At 47.0% G+C, this 20,331-nt stretch carries 22 protein-coding genes; 9 read left to right on the forward strand and 13 right to left on the reverse strand.

Going from position 1 to position 20,331, the window contains the following annotated elements; all coding sequences use genetic code 11:
- Nucleotides 1–179 precede the first annotated feature (179 nt).
- The 9 genes from tuf to fkpA form a co-directional block, all read right to left on the reverse strand.
- Nucleotides 180–1,364 (reverse strand): elongation factor Tu, encoded by a 1,185-nt coding sequence (gene tuf / locus B8880_RS07075; protein ID WP_084255730.1) that lies wholly within the window; start codon nt 1,362–1,364, stop codon nt 180–182.
- A 60-nt stretch (nt 1,365–1,424) separates the two neighbouring features.
- Nucleotides 1,425–3,530 carry an elongation factor G gene (gene fusA, locus B8880_RS07080; protein ID WP_084256916.1) on the reverse strand — a complete coding sequence of 702 codons (2,106 nt, stop codon included), beginning with the start codon at nt 3,528–3,530 and terminating at the stop codon, nt 1,425–1,427.
- A gap of 94 nt (nt 3,531–3,624) precedes the next feature.
- A complete protein-coding gene (gene rpsG / locus B8880_RS07085) occupies nt 3,625–4,095 on the reverse strand; it encodes a 30S ribosomal protein S7 (RefSeq protein WP_034616418.1) in 471 nt (156 codons plus the stop codon).
- Nucleotides 4,096–4,209: 114 nt separating this feature from the next.
- The gene (gene rpsL / locus B8880_RS07090) at nt 4,210–4,584 is read right to left on the reverse strand and encodes a 30S ribosomal protein S12 (RefSeq protein ID WP_034616415.1); all 375 of its coding nucleotides are present in this window, start codon (nt 4,582–4,584) and stop codon (nt 4,210–4,212) included.
- A 195-nt stretch (nt 4,585–4,779) separates the two neighbouring features.
- On the reverse strand, nt 4,780–5,070 hold the full coding sequence (tusB, locus tag B8880_RS07095) for a sulfurtransferase complex subunit TusB (RefSeq protein ID WP_159460733.1): 291 nt from the start codon (nt 5,068–5,070) through the stop codon (nt 4,780–4,782).
- Nucleotides 5,071–5,092: 22 nt separating this feature from the next.
- Nucleotides 5,093–5,452, reverse strand: coding sequence for a sulfurtransferase complex subunit TusC (tusC, locus tag B8880_RS07100; protein WP_084256918.1), 360 nt, complete (start codon nt 5,450–5,452; stop codon nt 5,093–5,095).
- Nucleotides 5,449–5,829 (reverse strand): sulfurtransferase complex subunit TusD, encoded by a 381-nt coding sequence (tusD, locus tag B8880_RS07105; RefSeq protein ID WP_084256919.1) that lies wholly within the window; start codon nt 5,827–5,829, stop codon nt 5,449–5,451. Before tusD ends, tusC begins: the two co-directional genes overlap by 4 nt.
- Nucleotides 5,829–6,500 (reverse strand): helix-turn-helix transcriptional regulator, encoded by a 672-nt coding sequence (locus B8880_RS07110; protein ID WP_084256920.1) that lies wholly within the window; start codon nt 6,498–6,500, stop codon nt 5,829–5,831. The genes tusD and B8880_RS07110 overlap by 1 nt, the downstream gene beginning before the upstream one ends.
- Before the next feature lie 88 nt (nt 6,501–6,588).
- Entirely contained in the window at nt 6,589–7,323 is a 735-nt protein-coding gene (fkpA, locus tag B8880_RS07115) for an FKBP-type peptidyl-prolyl cis-trans isomerase (RefSeq protein ID WP_084256921.1), read from the reverse strand.
- Between the two features lie 118 nt (nt 7,324–7,441).
- Between fkpA and B8880_RS07120 the strand changes: the two genes are divergently transcribed.
- The gene (locus B8880_RS07120) at nt 7,442–7,663 is read left to right on the forward strand and encodes a SlyX family protein (RefSeq protein WP_084256922.1); all 222 of its coding nucleotides are present in this window, start codon (nt 7,442–7,444) and stop codon (nt 7,661–7,663) included.
- A 4-nt stretch (nt 7,664–7,667) separates the two neighbouring features.
- Here the strand turns inward: B8880_RS07120 and fabR are convergent, their stop codons facing one another.
- Both fabR and oxyR read right to left on the reverse strand, forming a co-directional pair.
- Nucleotides 7,668–8,294: an HTH-type transcriptional repressor FabR gene (fabR, locus tag B8880_RS07125; protein ID WP_084256923.1), complete on the reverse strand. Its 627-nt coding sequence runs from the start codon at nt 8,292–8,294 to the stop codon at nt 7,668–7,670.
- 43 nt (nt 8,295–8,337) lie between these two features.
- Nucleotides 8,338–9,234: a DNA-binding transcriptional regulator OxyR gene (gene oxyR / locus B8880_RS07130; RefSeq protein WP_084256924.1), complete on the reverse strand. Its 897-nt coding sequence runs from the start codon at nt 9,232–9,234 to the stop codon at nt 8,338–8,340.
- A gap of 299 nt (nt 9,235–9,533) precedes the next feature.
- Here oxyR and hemC point away from each other — a divergent pair, with 299 nt between their 5' ends.
- From hemC to B8880_RS07150, 4 genes are read left to right on the forward strand one after another with little or no spacing between them, the layout of a single operon-like run.
- Nucleotides 9,534–10,460, forward strand: coding sequence for a hydroxymethylbilane synthase (gene hemC / locus B8880_RS07135; protein ID WP_084256943.1), 927 nt, complete (start codon nt 9,534–9,536; stop codon nt 10,458–10,460).
- 15 nt (nt 10,461–10,475) lie between these two features.
- Nucleotides 10,476–11,234, forward strand: coding sequence for a uroporphyrinogen-III synthase (locus B8880_RS07140; RefSeq protein WP_084256925.1), 759 nt, complete (start codon nt 10,476–10,478; stop codon nt 11,232–11,234).
- A gap of 14 nt (nt 11,235–11,248) precedes the next feature.
- Nucleotides 11,249–13,009, forward strand: coding sequence for a uroporphyrinogen-III C-methyltransferase (locus tag B8880_RS07145; protein WP_084256926.1), 1,761 nt, complete (start codon nt 11,249–11,251; stop codon nt 13,007–13,009).
- Nucleotides 13,010–13,020: 11 nt separating this feature from the next.
- Nucleotides 13,021–14,280, forward strand: coding sequence for a heme biosynthesis HemY N-terminal domain-containing protein (locus B8880_RS07150; protein WP_084256927.1), 1,260 nt, complete (start codon nt 13,021–13,023; stop codon nt 14,278–14,280).
- A gap of 47 nt (nt 14,281–14,327) precedes the next feature.
- Here B8880_RS07150 and B8880_RS07155 read toward each other — a convergent pair whose 3' ends face one another.
- Nucleotides 14,328–15,458 carry an ROK family protein gene (locus tag B8880_RS07155; protein ID WP_084256928.1) on the reverse strand — a complete coding sequence of 377 codons (1,131 nt, stop codon included), beginning with the start codon at nt 15,456–15,458 and terminating at the stop codon, nt 14,328–14,330.
- 304 nt (nt 15,459–15,762) lie between these two features.
- Between B8880_RS07155 and B8880_RS07160 the strand changes: the two genes are divergently transcribed.
- The 4 genes from B8880_RS07160 to B8880_RS07175 all read left to right on the forward strand — a co-directional run bounded on the left by B8880_RS07160 (nt 15,763) and on the right by B8880_RS07175 (nt 20,039).
- Entirely contained in the window at nt 15,763–16,542 is a 780-nt protein-coding gene (locus tag B8880_RS07160; protein WP_084256929.1) for an SDR family oxidoreductase, read from the forward strand.
- A 22-nt stretch (nt 16,543–16,564) separates the two neighbouring features.
- Nucleotides 16,565–18,109: an FGGY-family carbohydrate kinase gene (locus B8880_RS07165; protein WP_084256930.1), complete on the forward strand. Its 1,545-nt coding sequence runs from the start codon at nt 16,565–16,567 to the stop codon at nt 18,107–18,109.
- Nucleotides 18,110–18,135: 26 nt separating this feature from the next.
- Nucleotides 18,136–19,485, forward strand: a complete 1,350-nt coding sequence (locus B8880_RS07170; protein WP_084256931.1) for a glycoside-pentoside-hexuronide (GPH):cation symporter — start codon at nt 18,136–18,138, stop codon at nt 19,483–19,485.
- A gap of 86 nt (nt 19,486–19,571) precedes the next feature.
- Nucleotides 19,572–20,039 (forward strand): PTS sugar transporter subunit IIA, encoded by a 468-nt coding sequence (locus B8880_RS07175; protein WP_084256932.1) that lies wholly within the window; start codon nt 19,572–19,574, stop codon nt 20,037–20,039.
- 131 nt (nt 20,040–20,170) lie between these two features.
- Here B8880_RS07175 and B8880_RS07180 read toward each other — a convergent pair.
- On the reverse strand, nt 20,171–20,331 hold a 161-nt coding region (locus B8880_RS07180; protein WP_208610893.1), incomplete at its 5' end, for a transposase.

Here is a 20,331-nt window from a genome sequence, read left to right on the forward strand (position 1 = left end):
TTCTTTATTTCATATTAAAATTATAAAGCACAATCATTTTTCTACGACTTGTTCTGACGAACTTTATCTATCAACCGCACTTTTGTTTTTCAATAAAGGCAAAAGTGCGGTTGATAAATTATCAGCGATAAAAAAGCACGCTTTACAGCGTGCTTCTTGTGTCGGCTGGTGTGCTACGATTATTTGATAATTTTAGCCACAACGCCTGCACCAACGGTACGGCCACCTTCACGAATCGCAAAGCGTAAGCCTTGGTCCATCGCGATTGGGTGAATCAGGCTAACAACCATTTTGATGTTGTCGCCAGGCATTACCATTTCCACGCCTTCCGGTAACTCGATAGTGCCGGTTACGTCTGTGGTACGGAAATAGAATTGTGGACGGTAGCCTTTGAAGAACGGAGTATGACGACCGCCTTCATCTTTCGACAATACATACACTTCTGATTCGAAGTCTGTGTGCGGCGTGATTGAAGCCGGTTTCGCCAATACTTGACCACGTTCGATTTCTTCACGTTTAGTACCACGCAACAACGCACCGATGTTCTCACCTGCACGACCTTCGTCTAACAGTTTACGGAACATTTCAACACCGGTAACGGTGGTTTTGGTGGTTTCTTTGATACCGACGATTTCAACTTCGTCACCGGTACGCACGATACCGCGCTCAACACGACCGGTAACAACGGTACCACGGCCTGAGATGGAGAATACATCTTCGATTGGTAACAGGAACGGTTGGTCAATCGCACGCTCCGGCTCAGGGATATAAGTATCCAAGTGCTCCGCCAATTCGATGATTTTCGCTTCCCACTCCGCGTCGCCTTCCAACGCTTTCAGCGCAGAACCGCGTACGATTGGGGTGTCATCGCCCGGGAAGTCGTATTGAGACAGAAGTTCACGCACTTCCATTTCAACCAGTTCCAGCAACTCTTCGTCATCAACCATGTCGCATTTGTTTAAGAATACGATGATGTAAGGTACACCTACTTGGCGACCTAACAGGATGTGCTCACGGGTTTGTGGCATCGGGCCGTCGGTTGCCGCAACAACCAAGATAGCACCGTCCATTTGCGCCGCACCGGTAATCATGTTTTTAACATAGTCGGCGTGTCCCGGGCAGTCAACGTGTGCGTAGTGACGGGTTGGGGTGTCGTATTCAACGTGTGAGGTGTTGATGGTGATACCGCGTGCTTTTTCTTCCGGCGCGTTATCGATTTGATCGAATGCACGCGCAGCTCCGCCGTANGTTTTTGCCAATACGGTGGTGATAGCAGCGGTTAAAGTTGTTTTACCATGGTCAACGTGGCCGATTGTTCCCACGTTAACGTGCGGTTTTGTACGTTCAAATTTTTCTTTAGACACGATTAAGTTTCCTTATGTGAATTCTACAAGCCTTGCGGCTTGTAGATTTGTTTAACAAAATTACTTCGCTTTGCGCGCTTCAATTACAGCATTTGCCACGCTGGTCGGTGCTTCCGCATACTTCAATGGTTCCATTGAGTAAGAAGCGCGACCTTGGGTTTGCGAACGAAGGTCCGTTGCATAACCAAACATCTCTGAAAGTGGAACTTCAGCATTGATTTTAACAACAAATTCATTACTTTCTTGACCGTTCACTAGGGCACGACGACGGCTCAAGTCACCGATGACATCACCCACATAATCCGGCGGTGTTTCCACTTCGACTTTCATGATTGGCTCAAGCAATACCGGTTTCGCTCTCATATAACCGGATTTGAACGCCAAAGAGGCAGCCAATTTAAACGCCAACTCGGAGGAGTCGACATCATGGTAAGAACCGAAGTGTAAACGCACACCCAGATCCACTACAGGATAACCTGCCAACGGACCGGATTTCAATTGTTCTTGAATACCTTTATCAACCGCAGGGATATATTCGCCAGGGATTACACCACCTTTGATTTCGTTCACGAACTCGTAACCAGGACCTTCCGGCTCTAATGGGTACAAGTCGATAACCACATGACCGTATTGACCACGACCACCGGATTGTTTAGCGTGTTTACCTTCGACATCTTTCACGGTATCACGGATTGTTTCACGGTAAGATACTTGTGGTTTACCGATGTTCGCTTCAACTTTAAATTCACGACGCATACGGTCAACCAAGATATCTAAGTGTAACTCACCCATACCGGAGATGATGGTTTCGCCTGACTCTTCATCAGTATGTACACGGAACGATGGATCTTCTTGTGCTAAACGACCTAAAGCAATACCCATTTTTTCTTGGTCGGCTTTGGTTTTCGGCTCAACGGCTACGGAAATGACCGGCTCAGGGAACTCCATACGCTCCAATACGATTGGCGCATTTTGATCGCACAGGGTGTCACCGGTACCGACATCTTTCAGACCGATTGCCGCTGCGATATCACCCGCGCGAACTTCTTTGATCTCTTCACGTTTGTTAGCGTGCATTTGTACGATACGACCGAAACGCTCGCGCTTTTGTTTCACGGAGTTCATCACGGTATCGCCGGAATTGATTACACCGGAATACACACGGAAGAAAGTCAAGTTCCCCACAAACGGGTCGGTTGCAATTTTAAATGCCAACGCAGAGAACGGCTCGTCATCAGACGGGTGACGCTCACCTTCGGTTTCATCAAGATTGATACCTTTGATCGCCGGAACATCAGTCGGCGCCGGTAAAAATTCGATTACCGCGTCCAACATCGCTTGTACACCTTTGTTTTTGAAGGCAGAACCACAAGTAACCAAGATGATTTCACTGTTCAACGCACGTTGGCGCAGACCGCTCTTGATCTCTTCTTCGGTCAGCTCTTCACCGCCCAAATATTTTTCCATCAGCTCTTCGGAAGCTTCCGCTGCTGATTCGATCAGGTTTTGTTGCCACTCTTCAGCCAAATCTTGCAACTCCGCCGGAATTTCTTCATAGTCGAAAGTCATCCCTTGATCGGCTTCATTCCAGTTGATCGCTTTCATTTTGATCAAGTCAATCACGCCTTTGAAGTTTTCTTCGGCACCGATTGGCAGTTGTAAAGGAACGGCATTACCGCCTAAGCGTGTTTTGATTTGTTCAACCACACGCAAGAAGTTTGCACCGGTACGGTCCATTTTATTGACGAATGCAATACGCGGAACCTGATATTTGTTCGCTTGACGCCATACGGTTTCAGACTGAGGCTGCACACCACCTACAGCACAGTACACCATTACCGCCCCGTCAAGTACACGCATTGAACGTTCTACTTCGATCGTAAAGTCAACGTGTCCCGGGGTGTCGATGATGTTGATACGGTGTTGAGGGAATTGGTTTGACATTCCGCTCCAGAATGCTGTTGTTGCAGCGGAAGTAATGGTAATACCACGCTCTTGCTCTTGTTCCATCCAGTCCATAGTGGCGGCACCATCATGCACCTCACCGATTTTATGACTGACACCGGTATAGAACAGAATACGCTCACTGGTAGTTGTTTTACCCGCATCGATATGAGCACTGATACCGATATTACGATAACGCTCAATTGGAGTTGTTCTAGCCACGATTATTTCCTCTCGTTAGGCGTTGAAAAAGAATTTTGTTTGCAACAGGCTTGAGAACCCCAAGCCTGTCGTACGGATGATCAATAACGTCAAATTACCAACGGTAGTGAGCAAACGCTTTGTTGGCTTCAGCCATACGGTGAACGTCTTCACGTTTCTTGACTGCTGCACCTTTGTTATCAGCCGCGTCAGACAATTCGTTGGCTAAACGTAGCGCCATTGATTTGTCACCACGCTTACGCGCAGCATCAACGATCCAACGCATGCCCAAGGCATTACGGCGAACCGGACGAACTTCAACCGGCACTTGGTAAGTAGAACCACCAACGCGACGAGATTTAACTTCGACGGTCGGACGCACGTTTTCCAGTGCGATTTCAAATGCTTCCAAATGATCCTTACCGGTGCGCTCGGCTAAGGTATCCAACGCATTGTAAACGATTTTTTCAGCGATAGACTTTTTACCGTCTACCATTAATACATTAATGAATTTTGCAAGTAATTCTGATCCGAACTTTGGATCTGGAAGGATCTTGCGTTGACCAATTACACGACGACGTGGCATGGCATTTCTCCGTTTATTTTCTTCAGGTTACCCAAAACTCTATGACTGGAGTTATGGTTTATATTATATGTTTAGCTAAAATATGAACGTTTGGCCTTACTTAACGGAGATCCATTAAGCTTTAGGTCTCTTAACGCCGTATTTTGAACGCGCTTGTTTACGATCTTTAACGCCTGCACAGTCTAATGCGCCGCGTACGGTGTGGTAACGCACACCCGGTAAGTCTTTAACACGACCACCACGGATAAGTACAACACTGTGCTCTTGAAGGTTGTGACCTTCGCCGCCGATGTATGAGGTTACTTCGTAACCATTGGTTAAACGAATACGGCATACTTTACGTAATGCGGAATTCGGTTTTTTAGGTGTAGTAGTGTATACACGAGTACACACGCCACGTTTCTGCGGACATGCTTCCAAAGCAGGAACGTTGCTTTTTACAACCTTTTTAACACGCGGTTTGCGTACTAGCTGGTTGATAGTTGCCATTAAAAAAGCTCCAGTTTATTAATATTATTCATAAAAGAATGTAAAAGATAATTCCATTCAATAATAGAATGGACGCGGAATTTTAGACCTTGAAAGGGAGAATGTCAAGAATTAGCGCACAATCGACTGATCATTTTCTGCTCAGGTTTCATTCTGCCGTCGCTAACCGCACTTACATACACTTAACGTACTGATTTAACGTGCCAATTGCGGAAAGCAGCGTTCGGTCAGGCTGACCCACTCCGACAGGCTCAAAGCAGTGACTGCCAAGTGCGGTGCAAGATGATCGAGGTTGAGGTTACGCGCCTGCAAATCCTGTTGCAGAACATAAATCCTACCGTCGCAATCCTGTAGTTCGGCTGCATATTTGATTAATGCCCACACCCCGTCCTGCCAAAACAGCAAGGCATCATCACAGCCTGCCGCCTGTGAATATTGGCGGAATGCCATGGCATCATAGCTTGGGTGTGCAAAAGTATAAAGCATCATCGCCTCTGAAGAAGTCGTCCTAGAAAGTCAGCACTTTTTCTGCCGTTGCCAGCTTTTGCATTAACTCGTCGAATGGCAAAAGCCGAGTCTTGATTAAGCTGTTTTCGTGCGCCAAAGCATATCTTTGCCATGCGTCTTGCGCCGAATAGCGTTGTTCAATTTCATACAGATCCAACAGTTTAAATGCCGCCAGAGTGTCTTTTTGCCATAGTAAGTGCGGTTGGGACTGCATGCGCAGATTCAACACGCCCTCTTCGACAAAAAAAACGCCGATTTGGTCTTCGTCAACAAATGCCGTTGCCGCCAATAGCGCATCCAACCCTTCACGGGTAGCCGATGATCCGAACGGAGATTGGGTAAACACAAAAGCCAGTTTCATACGGTGATCAATCTGTCTGCCTCCAATACCGCACGGCTGAATTCCCCCAAACCGGCAAGTTCAAAACCGTCGGCCAAATTATTCTGCGCCCCGTCAACCGCACTTTGCGGCGAAACCACGCCGCGGCGTTGTGCGGCGGCGACGCACAAGTTCAACCGCACTTGATGCTGTTGTGCGAACGCTTGCCATTGCGCCAATAAATTGGGCTCGTCATTGGCGGGATAAGTAAAAGCATTGCCGTGATACACTCCGTCACGGTAAAAAAAGATCTGCGTCAGTTGGTGACCATTTGCCAGCAGTGCTTGTGCCAGTTGCAACGCCAGTGCCGAACCTTGTCCGCCATACAGCGGTTGTGTGACTTGCAAAACGTAGCGCATTACAATTCGGTATCATCCTGTTTGATTTGACGGATATACAAATAGACCGTATGGCGTGAAATATCCAACCGCTCGGCAACTTGGTGAATCGCATCTTTAATATCAAAAATGCCTTTTTCGTATAATGAAATCACAATCTGTTTATTTTTACTGTTGTTGGCGACATTACTGTCGGCGTTAATCTCTTCGATGGTATGTTCAACAGTCTGCGATACCAAGTCTTCGACCGAATTGGCAAAATTGACCGCCGCGGATAATTCAGGCTGTGTGCCGGTCGGAACGAACGATTGCACAACTTGCGATAACGGGGCGTCCAAATTCATATTGATACACAATAAGCCGATAATCCGTTTCTCATGATTGCGGATCGCAATAGTCACCGACTTCATCAACACATTGCCTTTCGACTTGGTGAAATAGGGTTTAGACACATTATCGGTTTGCATATGGTGCAATGAGCTTAATGCCAAATCGGTGATCGGCGAACCAACTTTACGGTTGGTATTATGCCCGTTGGCAATATAAATCGCCGAACGCTGTAAATCTTCTAAAGAGTGCAAAACGATTTCACAATGATTACCAATCAATGCCGCCACACCGTCAACAACGGCAAGGTAGGATTGCAGAATGGCATGATCCTGTTCAGTAAAAGGTCGTGTATCCTGTACCATAAAATTTTATCGGTAAAAAATAAAGGTTAAAGGCTGATGATAACAAGACTACCGCACTTGAGCGGTAGTCCGTTCTATTTTAGATTGATTATTGCTTCTCTGCCGCTTTGGTCGCATCTAACAACTCAATATCGAATACCAACGTGGAGTTCGGCGGGATATTGCCGGTTGCATGTTCACCGTAAGCCAATTCCGGCGGAATAACCAATTCGATTTTTCCCCCTTTTTTGATTAACGGAATCCCTTCAATCCAACCGGGGATCAGCTGGTTAAGTTGGAATTCAATCGGTTCGCCGCGTTGCAGCGAGCTGTCAAACACTTCACCGTCAATCAATTTGCCCTGATAATGCACTTTCACCGTATCGGTCGGTTCAACCTGTGCGCCTTCGCCTGCTTTCTCAATACGATACAGCAGACCGGACGGCATGCTTTTCACCCCGTCCTTTTTAGCATATTCTTTACGGAATTCAGCGCCTTTGTCGGCATTTTCTTGTGCTGCCTGCGCTTCTTTCTTGGCAACGACCGCCCCCAACTCTTGATCTAACTGACGCAATTGCTGTTCCAATTGCTGATCATTCAACTTGCTTTTGCCGTCTAGGGTTTGTTGTAAACCTGCGATAATCTGCGCTTGGTCGTAAACGATCAAATCTTTTTGTGAATCAACCACTTGTTGAATGTTCTTGCCCATTAACACGCCAAGCGCGTAAGATGACTCTTCAACGAATTTAGGATCCTTTAATGTTTCGCCTGCTGCCAAGACCGACGTTGAAACCGCACTTGCGATCAATAACGCAACAACCGATAATTTCTTTTTGATTAACATTTCTGTTTTCCCCTTTATAGTTTGGAGTGGTTTAGATGAATCATCTTATACTATATATTTGATGCCGAATAGGTTAAAGTACATTTTTTATATAGGGTCAGTTTTTACAAAAATCAATATGCCATCATTTAATAACCTGCAACAACAAATCACCGAACTGGAAATGAAATTAACCTTTCAGGAAGGCACTATCGAAGATTTGAACCAGTCGTTGATCGAACAACAATTTATAATCGACCGCCTGCAACAGCAAGTGCGGTTATTGGCGAGAAAATTGGTCGATCTGCAACCGTCGAATATTGCGTCCCAAGCGGAAGAAACACCGCCGCCGCACTATTGAAATATTACGCCGAAGGCGGCTGCATTTTTTCTTCTACGATTTTCAGCGCCCCTTTGGCAATCATGCGCAATTGTAAAATCAGGCGTTGTTTTAACGCTTCCCGCTCTTTATTGTTCATATCCAACGCATGTGAGCCGGCGGTAAAAACAATGGTTACCATGCCTTCCGCCTGCACATAAGCCAAATAACGCGAATCTTTTCCCTGCACGTCAATATATTCGGTCAATTCCGCCACAAAATGCTGAATTTCACGCGCCGCCGCGGTGCGGAACTCTTGCGACGTGCCGGAACTTTCGCGCAGCAGTAAGCGAAACATATTCGGTCGCTCGGTGATAAACTCAAAAAAGGTTTCCACCGAAATCACAATCACACTGCCGCCGCGCTCAATCCGTTTGCGTGCCTGACGCATCAACTGACGCAGAATCAAACCGGCTTCATCTACCATCGTCAAGCCCAATTCGTCCATATCGCGAAAATGGCGATAAAATGACGTCGGCGCAATCCCTGCCTCACGCGCCACTTCACGCAGACTCAGATTGGAAAAACTTTTTTCCGCACTCAATTGGTTAAAAGCGGCATCAATCAACGCACGGCGTGTTTTTTCTTTTTGTTGAGCACGAACTCCGGCCATAAACTTTCCCATTACTTAACTGAAACAAGGTTTATCTGAATGCCTAAGACAACATCGGCATCACCGCCGCCTGAATAATTTTGGCAATGCGTTCATAGCGGGCGCGTAATGGTGAGCCGGGACGATAAACCAAAATGATACCGCGGTGCGGCCGTGGCTCGCTGAACGGAATATATTCGACGCCCTGACGATTGCCCTCATTGATAATTGCCAACTTCGGCATCAGGGTCACGCCGGTATTGGCTGCCACCATATTGCGCAACGTTTCCAGACTGGTTGCCTGGAAATGGCTGTTTTCGCGTGCGCCGGCGGTAAAGCAATAATCCATTGCCTGTTCGCGCAGACAATGGCCGTCGTCCAACATCAAAATCTCATGATTTTTCAACACGCTTAAGGCTAAAGACCGCTCTTTTGCCCACTCGTGTTTCGGCGACACCGCCAGCATCATCTCTTCTTTAAACATCGGCACTTCAATAAAATTCGCCGTTTCAGGCACTTGTGCCAAAATAGCACAATCCAGTTGCCCCATTTCCAGTTTTTCCAGCAGATTTTGGGTTTGCGCTTCATATAAATACAACTCCAATTCCGGAAAATCCTGTTCCAGCACCGGCAGCATACAAGGCAGCAGATACGGCCCCAAGGTCGGGATCACGCCGATATGCAGCGGCCCGCTCATCTCTTTGCCCTGATTACTCGCCATTTCGCGGAAAATTTGCACTTCCAACAAAATTTTGCGCGCCTGATCCACCAACAACATGCCTGATTGGGTAAATAAGACTTTGCGGCTGGTGCGTTCCAACAATAAAATGCCCAGCTCGTCTTCCAGTTTACGGATTTGTCCGCTAAGTGTCGGCTGGCTGACATGGCACGCATCCGCCGCTTTACGAAAATGTTTATATTCCGATAATGCAACCAAATATTCCAAATCCCGAATATTCACAACAAACCCCTATACATTATGAGTAAAAAATAACCGCGCCGAATAGATAACGGCGATTAAAAAAGAAAAAGTCAATCGGTCATAACTATAACACAGCGCTCATTATAATCTATTCCAATTATTTAACCGCACATTTTTTCCGTTCCATTCAAACCACAACCGGCATAATTTAGCGGTTTTTCGCCCGAATTTGGGCTTTCTTACGATTAAATCCGCCGGAATCAACGCTTCTGCGCTGACAACCAACGGCAACAATGGTAGGATTAGCGCATTCCAATCTGCTTTTCCATATAAAAATTATGAATAAAACCATTAGAATTGCAACCCGACAAAGTCCGCTGGCGATGTGGCAGGCCGAATTTATTAAAGCACGCCTGCAAACCCTTTACCCAGCCTTAAACATTGAACTGATCCCGATGGTCACCAAAGGCGACATCATTTTGGATACCCCGCTGGCAAAAATCGGTGGCAAAGGGCTGTTTGTCAAAGAGTTAGAGCTGGCACTGCTGGAAAACCGCGCCGATTTGGCGGTACATTCGATGAAAGACGTGCCGATGGAATTTCCACAAGGGCTGGGATTAAGCGTGATTTGCGAACGGGAAGATCCGCGCGATGCCTTTGTTTCCAACCGTTATACCGCACTTGACGATCTGCCGCAAAGTGCGGTGGTCGGCACTTCGAGTCTGCGCCGTCAAGCGCAATTAAAAGCCTTGCGCCCCGATCTGCAAATCCACTCCTTGCGTGGCAATGTCGGCACACGCTTGGCCAAATTAGATAACGGCGAGTATGACGCAATTATCCTGGCAGCGTCCGGCCTAAAACGGCTCGGCTTGCAGCAACGAATCCGTTCCACGCTTTGTGCGACCCAATCACTGCCGGCGGCAGGGCAAGGCGCTCTCGGAATCGAAACCCGCCTTGACGATCACGAAATCAACCAACTGCTACAACCGCTCTTGCACCCGCAAACTGCCTGCTGCGTCACTGCCGAACGCGCCATGAACCGTCACCTGCAAGGCGGTTGTCAAGTGCCGATTGCCGGCTATGCCGAGCTGCAAGACGGACAAATCTATTTAAAAGCGCTGGTTGCCAATACCGACGGAACGCAAATTTTGCGCGCGGAAGGACATGCCGTGCCTGAGCAAGCGGAACAGTTGGGAATCGAGGTGGCACAACAGTTGCTGGCGCAAGGTGCAGCGCAAATCCTACAAGCGATTTATCATCCGTAGCGGAGCAAAAAGCAGATGGCTATTTTGATCACACGTCCGCAACCGAACGGAGAAGCGCTTTGCCAATTGTTGAATCAACATGGTTTTGCCACCCTTTATGCGCCGTTATTCAGCATTGAAAAAGGCAGTGAATTGAATCAGCTGCCGACCTTGTTGCAAAATTTGCCGAGCGGCGCATTCGTTTTCGCCGTATCTAAAAATGCCGTCAGCTATGCCAACCAAGTGCTGAGCAATATCGGCCTGCACTGGCGTCCCGATCTGCATTATTTCAGTGTCGGCAGGCGGAGTGCCGAATATTTCACCGCATTGAGTGAAAATCCGGTGTATTATCCGCACCCCGATGAAAACAGCGAAGGATTGCTCGCGTTACCGCTTATGCAGCACTTGAACAATAAAAAAGTGCTGGTTTTGCGCGGCAACGGCGGCCGTGAGCTGTTTCGACAACAAGCCGAAGCACGAGGTGCAAGCGTCGAAGTTGTCGAATGTTATCAGCGAATTCCGAAAGAATATGATAATATTCAACAAATCAGCGTTTGGAAACGTGCCGGAATCAGCACTATTGTGGTGACCAGCCAGGAAATTTTGCGCTATTTGGTGGAATTTGTACCAAAAAATGACCATAATTGGTTGACACAGTGCCATTTAATTACAATTAGCCCGCGTATCACCCGATTAGCCAAAGAGTACGGTTGGCAACATATCAGCCAAACCGTGCGCGCTGATAATGCTGCAATATTGGATACGCTGTTATCATTGAAAAACGAATTGAATTAGCAGAGGTAGGATAGATGAACGAGAAAAACACCCCAATTTCCGGTAATCAAACGCAACCAGAGCAAAAACCGACGACTGTGCCGCCGTCCGGCAAAACAGGCACTGACACCGCAGCGGCTACAGAAAAAATGGCTAGTGGAAAATCGACTGCCAAAAGTGCGGTTGACAAAAGTGCGGTTGACAAAAAATCGACGGTGAAAGAATCTCAAGCTAAGCAATCCGCTTCCGCTGATAATCAAAAGGCGTCCGATAAAAATCAAACTACGCCAAAAGCACCGCTAAAAAACAACACTTCCGAGAAGAACAACATGTCCGAAAAAGCGTCCGTAAAAACAACAGAAACCGCAACAGACAATAGCAAAAACGAGCATAAACCGGCACCGGTCAAATCCGGCGGCAAAGGGTTATCCCTGCTGGCAATTTTAATTGCGCTGGGAATCGGCGCCGGCGGTTATTTTTGGGGCAATCAACAACTCACTGCCGTGCAGCAGCAAGTTGCCGCATTATCAGCCGAATTGGGTAACCTGAAAGGTCAGGAGCAAACGGCAAGTGCGGTTCAAGGCGCGGCTGTTGACAATAGCGAAGCGCTAAAACACGCGTTGGAAAGCCAGCTCGCCACATTGCAGCAGGCGCAGGATAATGCGCAGCAACAGACGCAGCGTGAAATCCAACAACTGACCGCCGCTCTGGATCTGCAAAAAACGGAAAACGGCGAATTGCGTAATCAATTGAATAAATTAAGTTTTAACAATAAAACCGATCCGAACGATTGGTTGATGTCGGAAGCTGATTTTCTGCTAACCAACGCACAGCGTAAATTGGTGCTGGACAATGACATTGATACGGTGGTTTCCCTATTGCAGGAGGCCAACCAGACCCTGCAACAAGTGTCCAGCTCGCAAGCGTTATCGATTCGAACCGCTATCAGCAACGATTTGACTCAGCTGCAAAACGTCAATGACGTTGACCAAGATTTGATTATGTCGCAACTCAGCCTCTTGGTTTCGCAAGTGGATAACTTAAAAGTGCTGGCATTGAACCCGACAAATAAAACCAGCAACGAAGTCAGCAGCTCAATTGACGACTGGCAAGAGAATCTGGAAAAAAGCGCCTCTTCTTTCCTGTCTCACTTTATCCAAGTGCGGAAAAAAGATCCGAACCGTCCTGAATTTTTAGCGCCGGATCAAGATATTTTTCTAAAAGAGAATATCCGCCTCAGCCTACAGGTTGCTCTGTCCGCCGTACCCCGGCAGCAAAACGAGGTTTATAAACAATCGCTCAATTCGGTCGCCAGTTGGATTCGCAGCTACTTTGACACCGATGATTATTCGGTACAACAATTCCTGCAACAAGTTGATCAGTTGAAAGATCAATCGATCTATGTCAACGCGCCACAACAACTAAGTGCCTGGCAAGCAATCGGTACGCTATTGAATCGTGATCACCGCACTTTAGAACAATTCTCCAGTTCCGAAGCGGCAAAAGCGAAAGCCGCACAAGAAAAAGAAGCAAATCAAAAAGCAGAAGAGGCTCAAAAAGCGGAAGAGGCAACAACAGCACCACAAGACAGCAATCCGCCGGCAAGCAATGCCGAGGAAAACACCGAGCAAACCGACAGCAACCTGCCTGCGCAAGTTACTGCCGAAGATACTCGCGCTGACAATACCGCCATGGTAGGCGAAACACCGGCTGCTGCGCCAGAAAACAGGGCAACCGAAGCCGTGCCCGATGCTACTGACACCGCCCCTGCCCCAACCACCGAATCTGCACAATAGGAGCTACCATTATGTTTAAAGTACTCTTTCTCATGCTGATTTTATTAGCGGGTTTGGTCGCCGGCCCTTACCTTTCCGGTAAACAAGGCTATGTATTGATTTCCACCGCCAACCATGACATTGAAATGACCATTCCGACCTTGGTTATCCTGTTTGTGCTATCCCTTGCGGTGGTGTATTTAATTCAGGCGGCCATTTCCCGTTTCTGTAGCCTGAACAAAAGCACCTACGGCTGGTTTTCCCGCCGCAAACGCCTGAAAGCGGAAAAACAAACCCTTGCCGGATTAATCAAAATGGACGAAGGCGATTATGCCAAAGCGGAAAAATTAATCGGCAAAAACGCCAAGCACGCCAGCGAGCCGGTATTAAACTTTATTAAAGCGGCCGAGGCAGCACAACAGAAAGGCGATGAATTCAGCGCCAACAAATATCTGATCGAAGCGACCAAACTGGCAGGCAATGATAATTTAATCGTCGAGCTAGCCCGCACCCGTATCTTATTGCAGCAAGGCAAATTGTCTGCGGCACGCAGCTCCATCGACAGCCTGCTGTTATTAGCGCCGTATAATCCGGAAGTGTTGCGTTTGGCCATCGAAATCTACCTACAATCCAAAGCCTATACTTCATTGGACGAACTGTTCTCTCGGGTTGAAAACAAACTGAACTATACGCCGGAAAAACTGAATCAGCTACGCCAACAAATCGAAGACGGCTTGCAAGATGAGAAACTGAATGAAGACGGCGTAGACGGGCTGTTAGCGTGGTGGGAAGAACAACCGCGCAAACGTCACAACGACATTTACGCCAAAATCGGCATGGTAAAACGCTTAATCGCCGCCAACGATCACGATTCCGCTTATCAAATCGCATTGGAAACCATCAAAAAAGTCGATAGAAAAACTGACCGTCTGGCATTACTGCAACAGCTACCGCACTTGCAATTGGAAAGTGACAGCAAGCTGATCAAAATCCTTGAAAAACAGCTGCGTAATGAAAACGACGATGAATTGAAAGTGGCTTACAACCGCGCATTGGGCTATCTGGACATTCGCCTCAACGAATTCGAATCGGCGAAAACCTATCTCAACAATGTGCTGGCAGCACCGCACTTGGTGAAATCCAGTGACTTCACTATGGCGGCTTACACCTATGAACAGCTCAATGATCCGAGCAACGCACAAAAAGTGCGGGAACAAGGTTTGCAATATGTGATGAAATCACAAAAAAATCCCCCCGCAATGGAAACGAATGTGGCGGCGGTGAATAACTGACCTTATTAGATGAAAAACCCATCGAATTCGATGGGTTTATTTTTTGTTTAATTTTCATTCCACGCTAAATAATTCAAAACAAAAGGCAATGCCGCGCCAATTGCCGAGGCGTTTTTGCGCACTGCGGCAATGCGGATAAAATGATTATCCAACGGGAACGGCGCCAGTGCTTTTATTTTATCTTTCAATAACACAAGATCCGCTGCAATTAAATATTCCGAGATCTCGCCGCCGAGAATAATATCCCGCTCCAGCAATAAATAAACATGCGTCAGTCCTTGCGCCAATTTATCCAAAAAGAGATGCCAGCGCTCAAGCGCTGTATTTTCCTGTTCTCTTAAGCGCTGGAAAAAATCGTTGATTTCATCTTCCGACCGCAACAACGCATCAAGGGAACAGTAGGTTTCCATACAACCGACTCTGCCGCAGTAACAACGTTTTCCGGTGCTGCTCAACTGCAAATGTTCCAGCGCGCCGGAATAGCCGTTTTTGCCCAAATCTATCTGGTTATGCAGAATAATCGCTCCGCCCAAATGCTCGCTGATGGAAACATAAATGGCGTTATCAATATGTTTTACCTGCCATAATTCGGCTTTTGCCGCACATTTCACATCATGATAAAGCATTAACGGATAGGTTAAATAGGGTTGCAACCGTTCGATATTAAACCGTTCGCAAGGCACGACTTTACCGTATAAAACCGCTGTGCCGTCTTTGCTCGTAATCGCCTGAATGGAGATGCCGATACCTAAAATTTGCCGCTCAGCATAGCCCAAGCCGTCAATAAATTGATTAATCAGCCGACAAAGTTTTACGGTATATTCATCGCTGTCGGCAAACGCCAACATATTTTCCTCAACCGCAATCACATTGCCTTTTAAATTTACCGCCAGTGTTTTTACTCTTTTTTGTTGAATTTCCACGCCAATCGCAATAAAAGCATCGTCAATTAATTGATAGGCTGTTGCCGGTCTGCCGCCTTGCGATTTATTAAAGCCTTGAACCCTGATTTTTCCTTCGCTTTCCAAGCCGCTAATATTATTCACCACCGTCGGCAGGCTCAAATTTAATAACTGGGCGATCTCCGGTTTGGAGAGCTTGTCATGCGTAAAAAACAGTTGATAAATTTTATGGTAATTCCCTTGCTTGATATCTAACGGGGTATTGACTTTATTCACCTCTTAAAACCTCTTTTTGTCCCAACCATACTCGAATTTATCCTCGCTTGCTTATGCGAACGCCGAACGTAAACGCCGACATGTTTTAGCACTCTACCTATTTCTTGCTTTTTTGAATAAAGCAATCTTTGACTTTGTGAACATTATCACATTTTTGGATAAAACATCGTAGTTTGCCGTGAATTTTAAAAAAGCGCTTTGACAAGATTTAAAAGGCGAAATAACATAAATCAACTTTAATAAACTAACTTTGTATAAGTTGATTTTATTAACACTTTCCAATCAATAACAAGAGGATCGGATCATGGGAATTTTAGAGCAAATGAAATTAGACGGAAAAACCGCCTTTATCACCGGAGGTGCAAGAGGGATCGGCAAAAGCGTTGCATTCGGTTTTGCCCAAGCCGGTGCGAATGTGGTAATTGCCGATTGGGATATCGAAGAAGCGCAAAAAACCGCCGAAGAAATAGCGAAAACGGAAGGCGTCAAAACCCTTGCCGTGCAAACCGATGTGACGGATCAAGCCAGCGTTAATCGTATGATTGAAGCGGTTAAACAACATTTCTCATCATTGGATATAGCCTTCTGTAATGCCGGAATCTGCCTGAATATTCCGGCGGAGGAGATGAGCGCCGAGCAGTGGTCAAAAGTGATCAACGTCAACTTAACCGGTGTTTTCCTCACCGCCCAAGCGGCAGGAAAATTGATGATTGAGCAAGGCAAGGGCGGTTCGATTATCACCACCGCTTCAATGTCCGCCCATATCGTCAACGTGCCGCAGCCGCAGTGTGCCTACAACGCCTCCAAAGCCGGCGTGATTCAGCTGAGCAAATCGTTGGCAATTGAATGGGCGAAACACAATATTCGCGTCAACAGTTTAAGTCCGGGCTACATCGGCACCGAACTGACGCTCAATTCAAAAGAGTTGCAACCGTTAATCAAAACATGGAATGACATGGCGCCGCTACACCGCCTAGGCAGACCGGAAGAGCTGCAATCTATTTGCGTCTACTTGGCAGGCGACAGCAGCAGCTTCACCACCGGCGCCGATTTTGTGGTTGACGGCGCATTCACTTGTTTCTGATAACGGATAAAAGGGGAACGGTATGAATTATTTATTAGGTACGGATATCGGCACGTCCGGCGCGAAAACCATTTTAATGGACTGCAAAGGCAATCTGATCGCACAAGATCTGCAAGAATACGGCGTATTAACGCCCAAACCGCTTTGGGCGGAACAGTGGCCCGACGTCTGGCTGGACGCGACGAAACGCTCTATCGCCAATGCCGTCAAAAAAGCCGTACAAAACGCCGGTATTGATATTCAGCAAATAAAAGGGATTGCCATCAGCGGACTGTACGGCGGTTCGGGCATTCCGTTAGACAGTGAAATGAATCCGATCCGCCCTTGTATGATCTGGATGGATCGCCGCGCTGCGCAAGAAACCCAGTGGGTCAAAGAGAATGTCGATCTGGAACGGCTGCAAGCAATCACTTATAACAGTGTCGATCCTTATTACGGCTTTACCAAAATGTTGTGGTTAAAAAACAACGAACCTGACAATTGGCAAAAAACCGCTCTTTTTCTGCCGCCGAACAATTATGTGATGTATAAACTGACCGGCAAAATTGCAATTGATTACTCTTCGGCAGGCAATATCGGTGGCATTTTCGATATGAATACCCGCACTTGGTCACAAGAAATGTCGCAAGCACTGGGCATTCCATTGGATAAAATGCCGCAGAATATCGTGGAATCCACCGATATTGTCGGCACATTAAGCCGAGAAGCCTCGCACGAATTAGGCTTACCGTTCGATTTACCGGTGATTGCCGCCGGAATCGACTGCGGCGCGGCAAGTATCGGTTTGGGGATTTACCAACCCAATATCTACTCCGCCACCGTCGGCACTTCAATGTGTGCGGCGTTGATTTCTGAAAAACCGGTGAAAAGCGACGGATTGATCGTCTGGCCTTATCTGTATAACGCCAAAAAATTAAGCTATAACTTTGCCGGTTCCAATACCGCCGGCGCAATCATCAAATGGTTTCGCGACACCTTGTGCCACTGGGAAATCGAACAGGAGAAACGGGGCGGTGACAGCGTTTATACCGTTTTGAACCGACAGGCCGAAAAAGTGCCGGTCGGCAGCGGCGGCTTAGTCGTATTGCCTTATTTTATGGGCGAACGCAGCCCGATTTGGGATTCCCACGCCAAAGGCACAATTGTCGGTTTATCGCTGACCCACAGCAAAGCCCATATCTTCCGTGCGTTTATGGAAGCGGTCGCCTACGCCCTGCGCCAAGCGATGGAAACCACCGGCGAAAATCTGGGGGAATATATCATCATCGCCGGCGGCGCGACAAAATCCAAACTGTGGAAGCAAATTTTTGCCGATGTCACCAGCTATCCGGTGGTTTGTCCGTTAAACGACACCGAAGCCAATTTAGGCGATGTGATTTTAGCCGGTGTCGGGACGGGCGTACTGACCTTTGAAGAGGTGCAAAAATGGCAGCTGTTGGACGAAAAAATCATGCCGAATCCGCAAGCCCATGCGCTGTATAGCCAATATTACCAAGTGTATAAATCCATTTATCAACATTTAAAAAATGATATGGCGACACTGTCCGCATTGGCGCAACAACAATAAAACCCGTTTTATATAAGGATCAGATTATGAAAAACAGTTGGCTTAAACGTATTGGTTATGGTTCCGGAGATTTCGGTTGTAATCTTGTATTCGGCACAATGGCGTCCTATTTGATGTTCTTTTATACCGACGTATTCGGTATCGAAGCGGCGGTGGTCGGCACAATGCTGCTTTCCACCCGACTGCTCGATGCATTTACCGATGTCATGATGGGGCTGGTCGTCGATCGTACTCGCACGCGTTGGGGGCAAGGTCGCCCCTATTTCATCATCGGCGCCTTGCCTTTTGCCATTTTCACCGCACTTACCTTCTATGTTCCCGATTTTGGCGCGGCCGGCAAAATTGCCTGGGCTTATGCCACCTATATCATGCTGTCTTTGGCATACACCGTCGTCAATATTCCGCTGAATACGATTGTACCCCGTCTGACAGCCGATGTGCATGAACGTAATATTCTGGTTTCCAGCCGCATGGTTTGTGCACTATTGGGAACCGCCGTGGTAATGAGCATTACCCAACCGCTGGTCGATTTCTTCGGGCAGGGGGATTACAAAAGCGGTTATCTGATCACGATGAGCTTATATGGCGTATTAGCTATGCTGATTTTCTTCTTCACCTTTTCACAAACCCAAGAAGTGGTGCCGCCGACGGTCGTACGCGAGAAAAACAGTTCAGTTTGGGACGATTTCAGAGGCATCACCGGTCAAACATGGATCTTGGTGTTGGTCAATTTCCTCTATTTCGGACTGTATGTGATGCGTAACACCTCGGTGATTTACTATTTCACCTATAATCTGGAACGCACCGACTGGCTCACCGTTGTCGGCTTCTTCGGGATCCTGTCCGGCTTGCCGATCTTATTCCTGCTGCCCCGTTTACAAAAAAGATTTCCGCAACGCACGCTCATCATGGCTTGCGCCGTAGTCTATATTATCGGCGATCTGTTGTTCTATATCGGTAAAGACTCCGCACTATTATTAATCCTCAGTCTCGCCATCACCGGCTTAGGCATGTACGGCATCTTTGGCGTCACCTTTGCCATTCAGCCCGATGTGATTGATTATTCCGAATATCAAAAAAACCGCAGCATTTCCGGCATGATCGCCGACTTACAAGGTTTCTTCGTCAAATTCGGCATGGGCGTTGCCGGTGCGTTGATCGGCTGGATCTTAAAATCCGGCGGCTACCAACCCAATGTACAACAATCCGAATCCGCGTTGTTAAGCATTGAAATATGCTTTATTTGGATTCCGTTGGTGATTTGCCTTTTGGTTATCGGCTTAATGTATTTCTACCGCTTGGACAGCGTGCGCGATGAAATGAGCAATGTTTTAAATCTGCGCAGGAAACAAATGGAATATGCGGCTCAACAGTAAGTTCAGAAAATAGGTTCACGGAATAAGCCCACTGAATAAATTCACTGAAATAAACACCGAATTACAGAAACAAATGAGGAGTTATCATGGAAAAGCAAGAAAAAAACTTTATCGTGCCGATGTCAGGATTATTGCTGCCGTTGGAGGACGTACCGGACAGCACATTTTCCGATAAATCACTCGGCGAAGGATTCGCCATTGAGTTAAGCGGCGATGTCGTCGTCAGTCCTTTCAGCGGCATTGTGATTGCGGCGTTCCCCAGCGGTCATGCCTTTATCATTCGCCGAGATGACGGACTGGAGGTTTTAATCCACATCGGACTCAATTCGATGAAAAATAGCGCCGCCTTCAAAGCCAATATCGATAAATACCAACGGGTTAAACAAGGCGATATTTTAACGTATGTCGATAAAAGCCGATTTCCGGCTACACAAGGCGCCTTAATCTCACCGCTGGTTTTCGCTAATCCTAATCTCAAGCTGACGCTGAACAAAGCCAAACAAAATGTCTTGGTCGGTGATGAAAGTGCGGTCAGCCTCGAACTACCAGCGTGAAGGAAAACAACCTAAATAACAATCCGCACGTGAAACGTGCGGTTTTTCGGCTGCCCTATAAGGGCCTAGTAATTCACATGCCCCTCAAGGGGCATGCGAAAAGACTGACAACTGCACAATAACTCTGTGGCTTACCCCTTAAAGGGGTCCACATATTCTTTCTTCGATAAATTATCTTGAATCATGTCTTCTTTTTCCTGATTCCTGATATATTCCTCTACCACTTTTGTATTTAAACCCACTGTACTTACATAATAACCCTTTGCCCAAAAATGTCGGTTTCCATACTTAT

It is taken from the genome of Pasteurella testudinis DSM 23072 (assembly GCF_900176075.1).
Classification (GTDB): domain Bacteria; phylum Pseudomonadota; class Gammaproteobacteria; order Enterobacterales; family Pasteurellaceae; genus Chelonobacter; species Chelonobacter testudinis.

Excerpts from the sequence above, each read along its gene's own strand:
- rpsG (WP_034616418.1), bottom strand. The coding sequence starts at position 4,095 with ATGCCACGTCGTCGTGTAATTGGTCAACGCAAGATCCTTCCAGATCCA.
- rpsL (WP_034616415.1), bottom strand. The coding sequence starts at position 4,584 with ATGGCAACTATCAACCAGCTAGTACGCAAACCGCGTGTTAAAAAGGTT.
- tusB (WP_159460733.1), bottom strand. The coding sequence starts at position 5,070 with ATGCTTTATACTTTTGCACACCCAAGCTATGATGCCATGGCATTCCGC.
- tusC (WP_084256918.1), bottom strand. The coding sequence starts at position 5,452 with ATGAAACTGGCTTTTGTGTTTACCCAATCTCCGTTCGGATCATCGGCT.
- tusD (WP_084256919.1), bottom strand. The coding sequence starts at position 5,829 with ATGCGCTACGTTTTGCAAGTCACACAACCGCTGTATGGCGGACAAGGT.
- B8880_RS07110 (WP_084256920.1), bottom strand. The coding sequence starts at position 6,500 with ATGGTACAGGATACACGACCTTTTACTGAACAGGATCATGCCATTCTG.
- fkpA (WP_084256921.1), bottom strand. The coding sequence starts at position 7,323 with ATGTTAATCAAAAAGAAATTATCGGTTGTTGCGTTATTGATCGCAAGT.
- B8880_RS07120 (WP_084256922.1), top strand. The coding sequence starts at position 7,442 with ATGCCATCATTTAATAACCTGCAACAACAAATCACCGAACTGGAAATG.
- fabR (WP_084256923.1), bottom strand. The coding sequence starts at position 8,294 with ATGGCCGGAGTTCGTGCTCAACAAAAAGAAAAAACACGCCGTGCGTTG.
- hemC (WP_084256943.1), top strand. The coding sequence starts at position 9,534 with ATGAATAAAACCATTAGAATTGCAACCCGACAAAGTCCGCTGGCGATG.
- B8880_RS07140 (WP_084256925.1), top strand. The coding sequence starts at position 10,476 with ATGGCTATTTTGATCACACGTCCGCAACCGAACGGAGAAGCGCTTTGC.
- B8880_RS07145 (WP_084256926.1), top strand. The coding sequence starts at position 11,249 with ATGAACGAGAAAAACACCCCAATTTCCGGTAATCAAACGCAACCAGAG.
- B8880_RS07150 (WP_084256927.1), top strand. The coding sequence starts at position 13,021 with ATGTTTAAAGTACTCTTTCTCATGCTGATTTTATTAGCGGGTTTGGTC.
- B8880_RS07160 (WP_084256929.1), top strand. The coding sequence starts at position 15,763 with ATGGGAATTTTAGAGCAAATGAAATTAGACGGAAAAACCGCCTTTATC.
- B8880_RS07165 (WP_084256930.1), top strand. The coding sequence starts at position 16,565 with ATGAATTATTTATTAGGTACGGATATCGGCACGTCCGGCGCGAAAACC.
- B8880_RS07170 (WP_084256931.1), top strand. The coding sequence starts at position 18,136 with ATGAAAAACAGTTGGCTTAAACGTATTGGTTATGGTTCCGGAGATTTC.
- B8880_RS07175 (WP_084256932.1), top strand. The coding sequence starts at position 19,572 with ATGGAAAAGCAAGAAAAAAACTTTATCGTGCCGATGTCAGGATTATTG.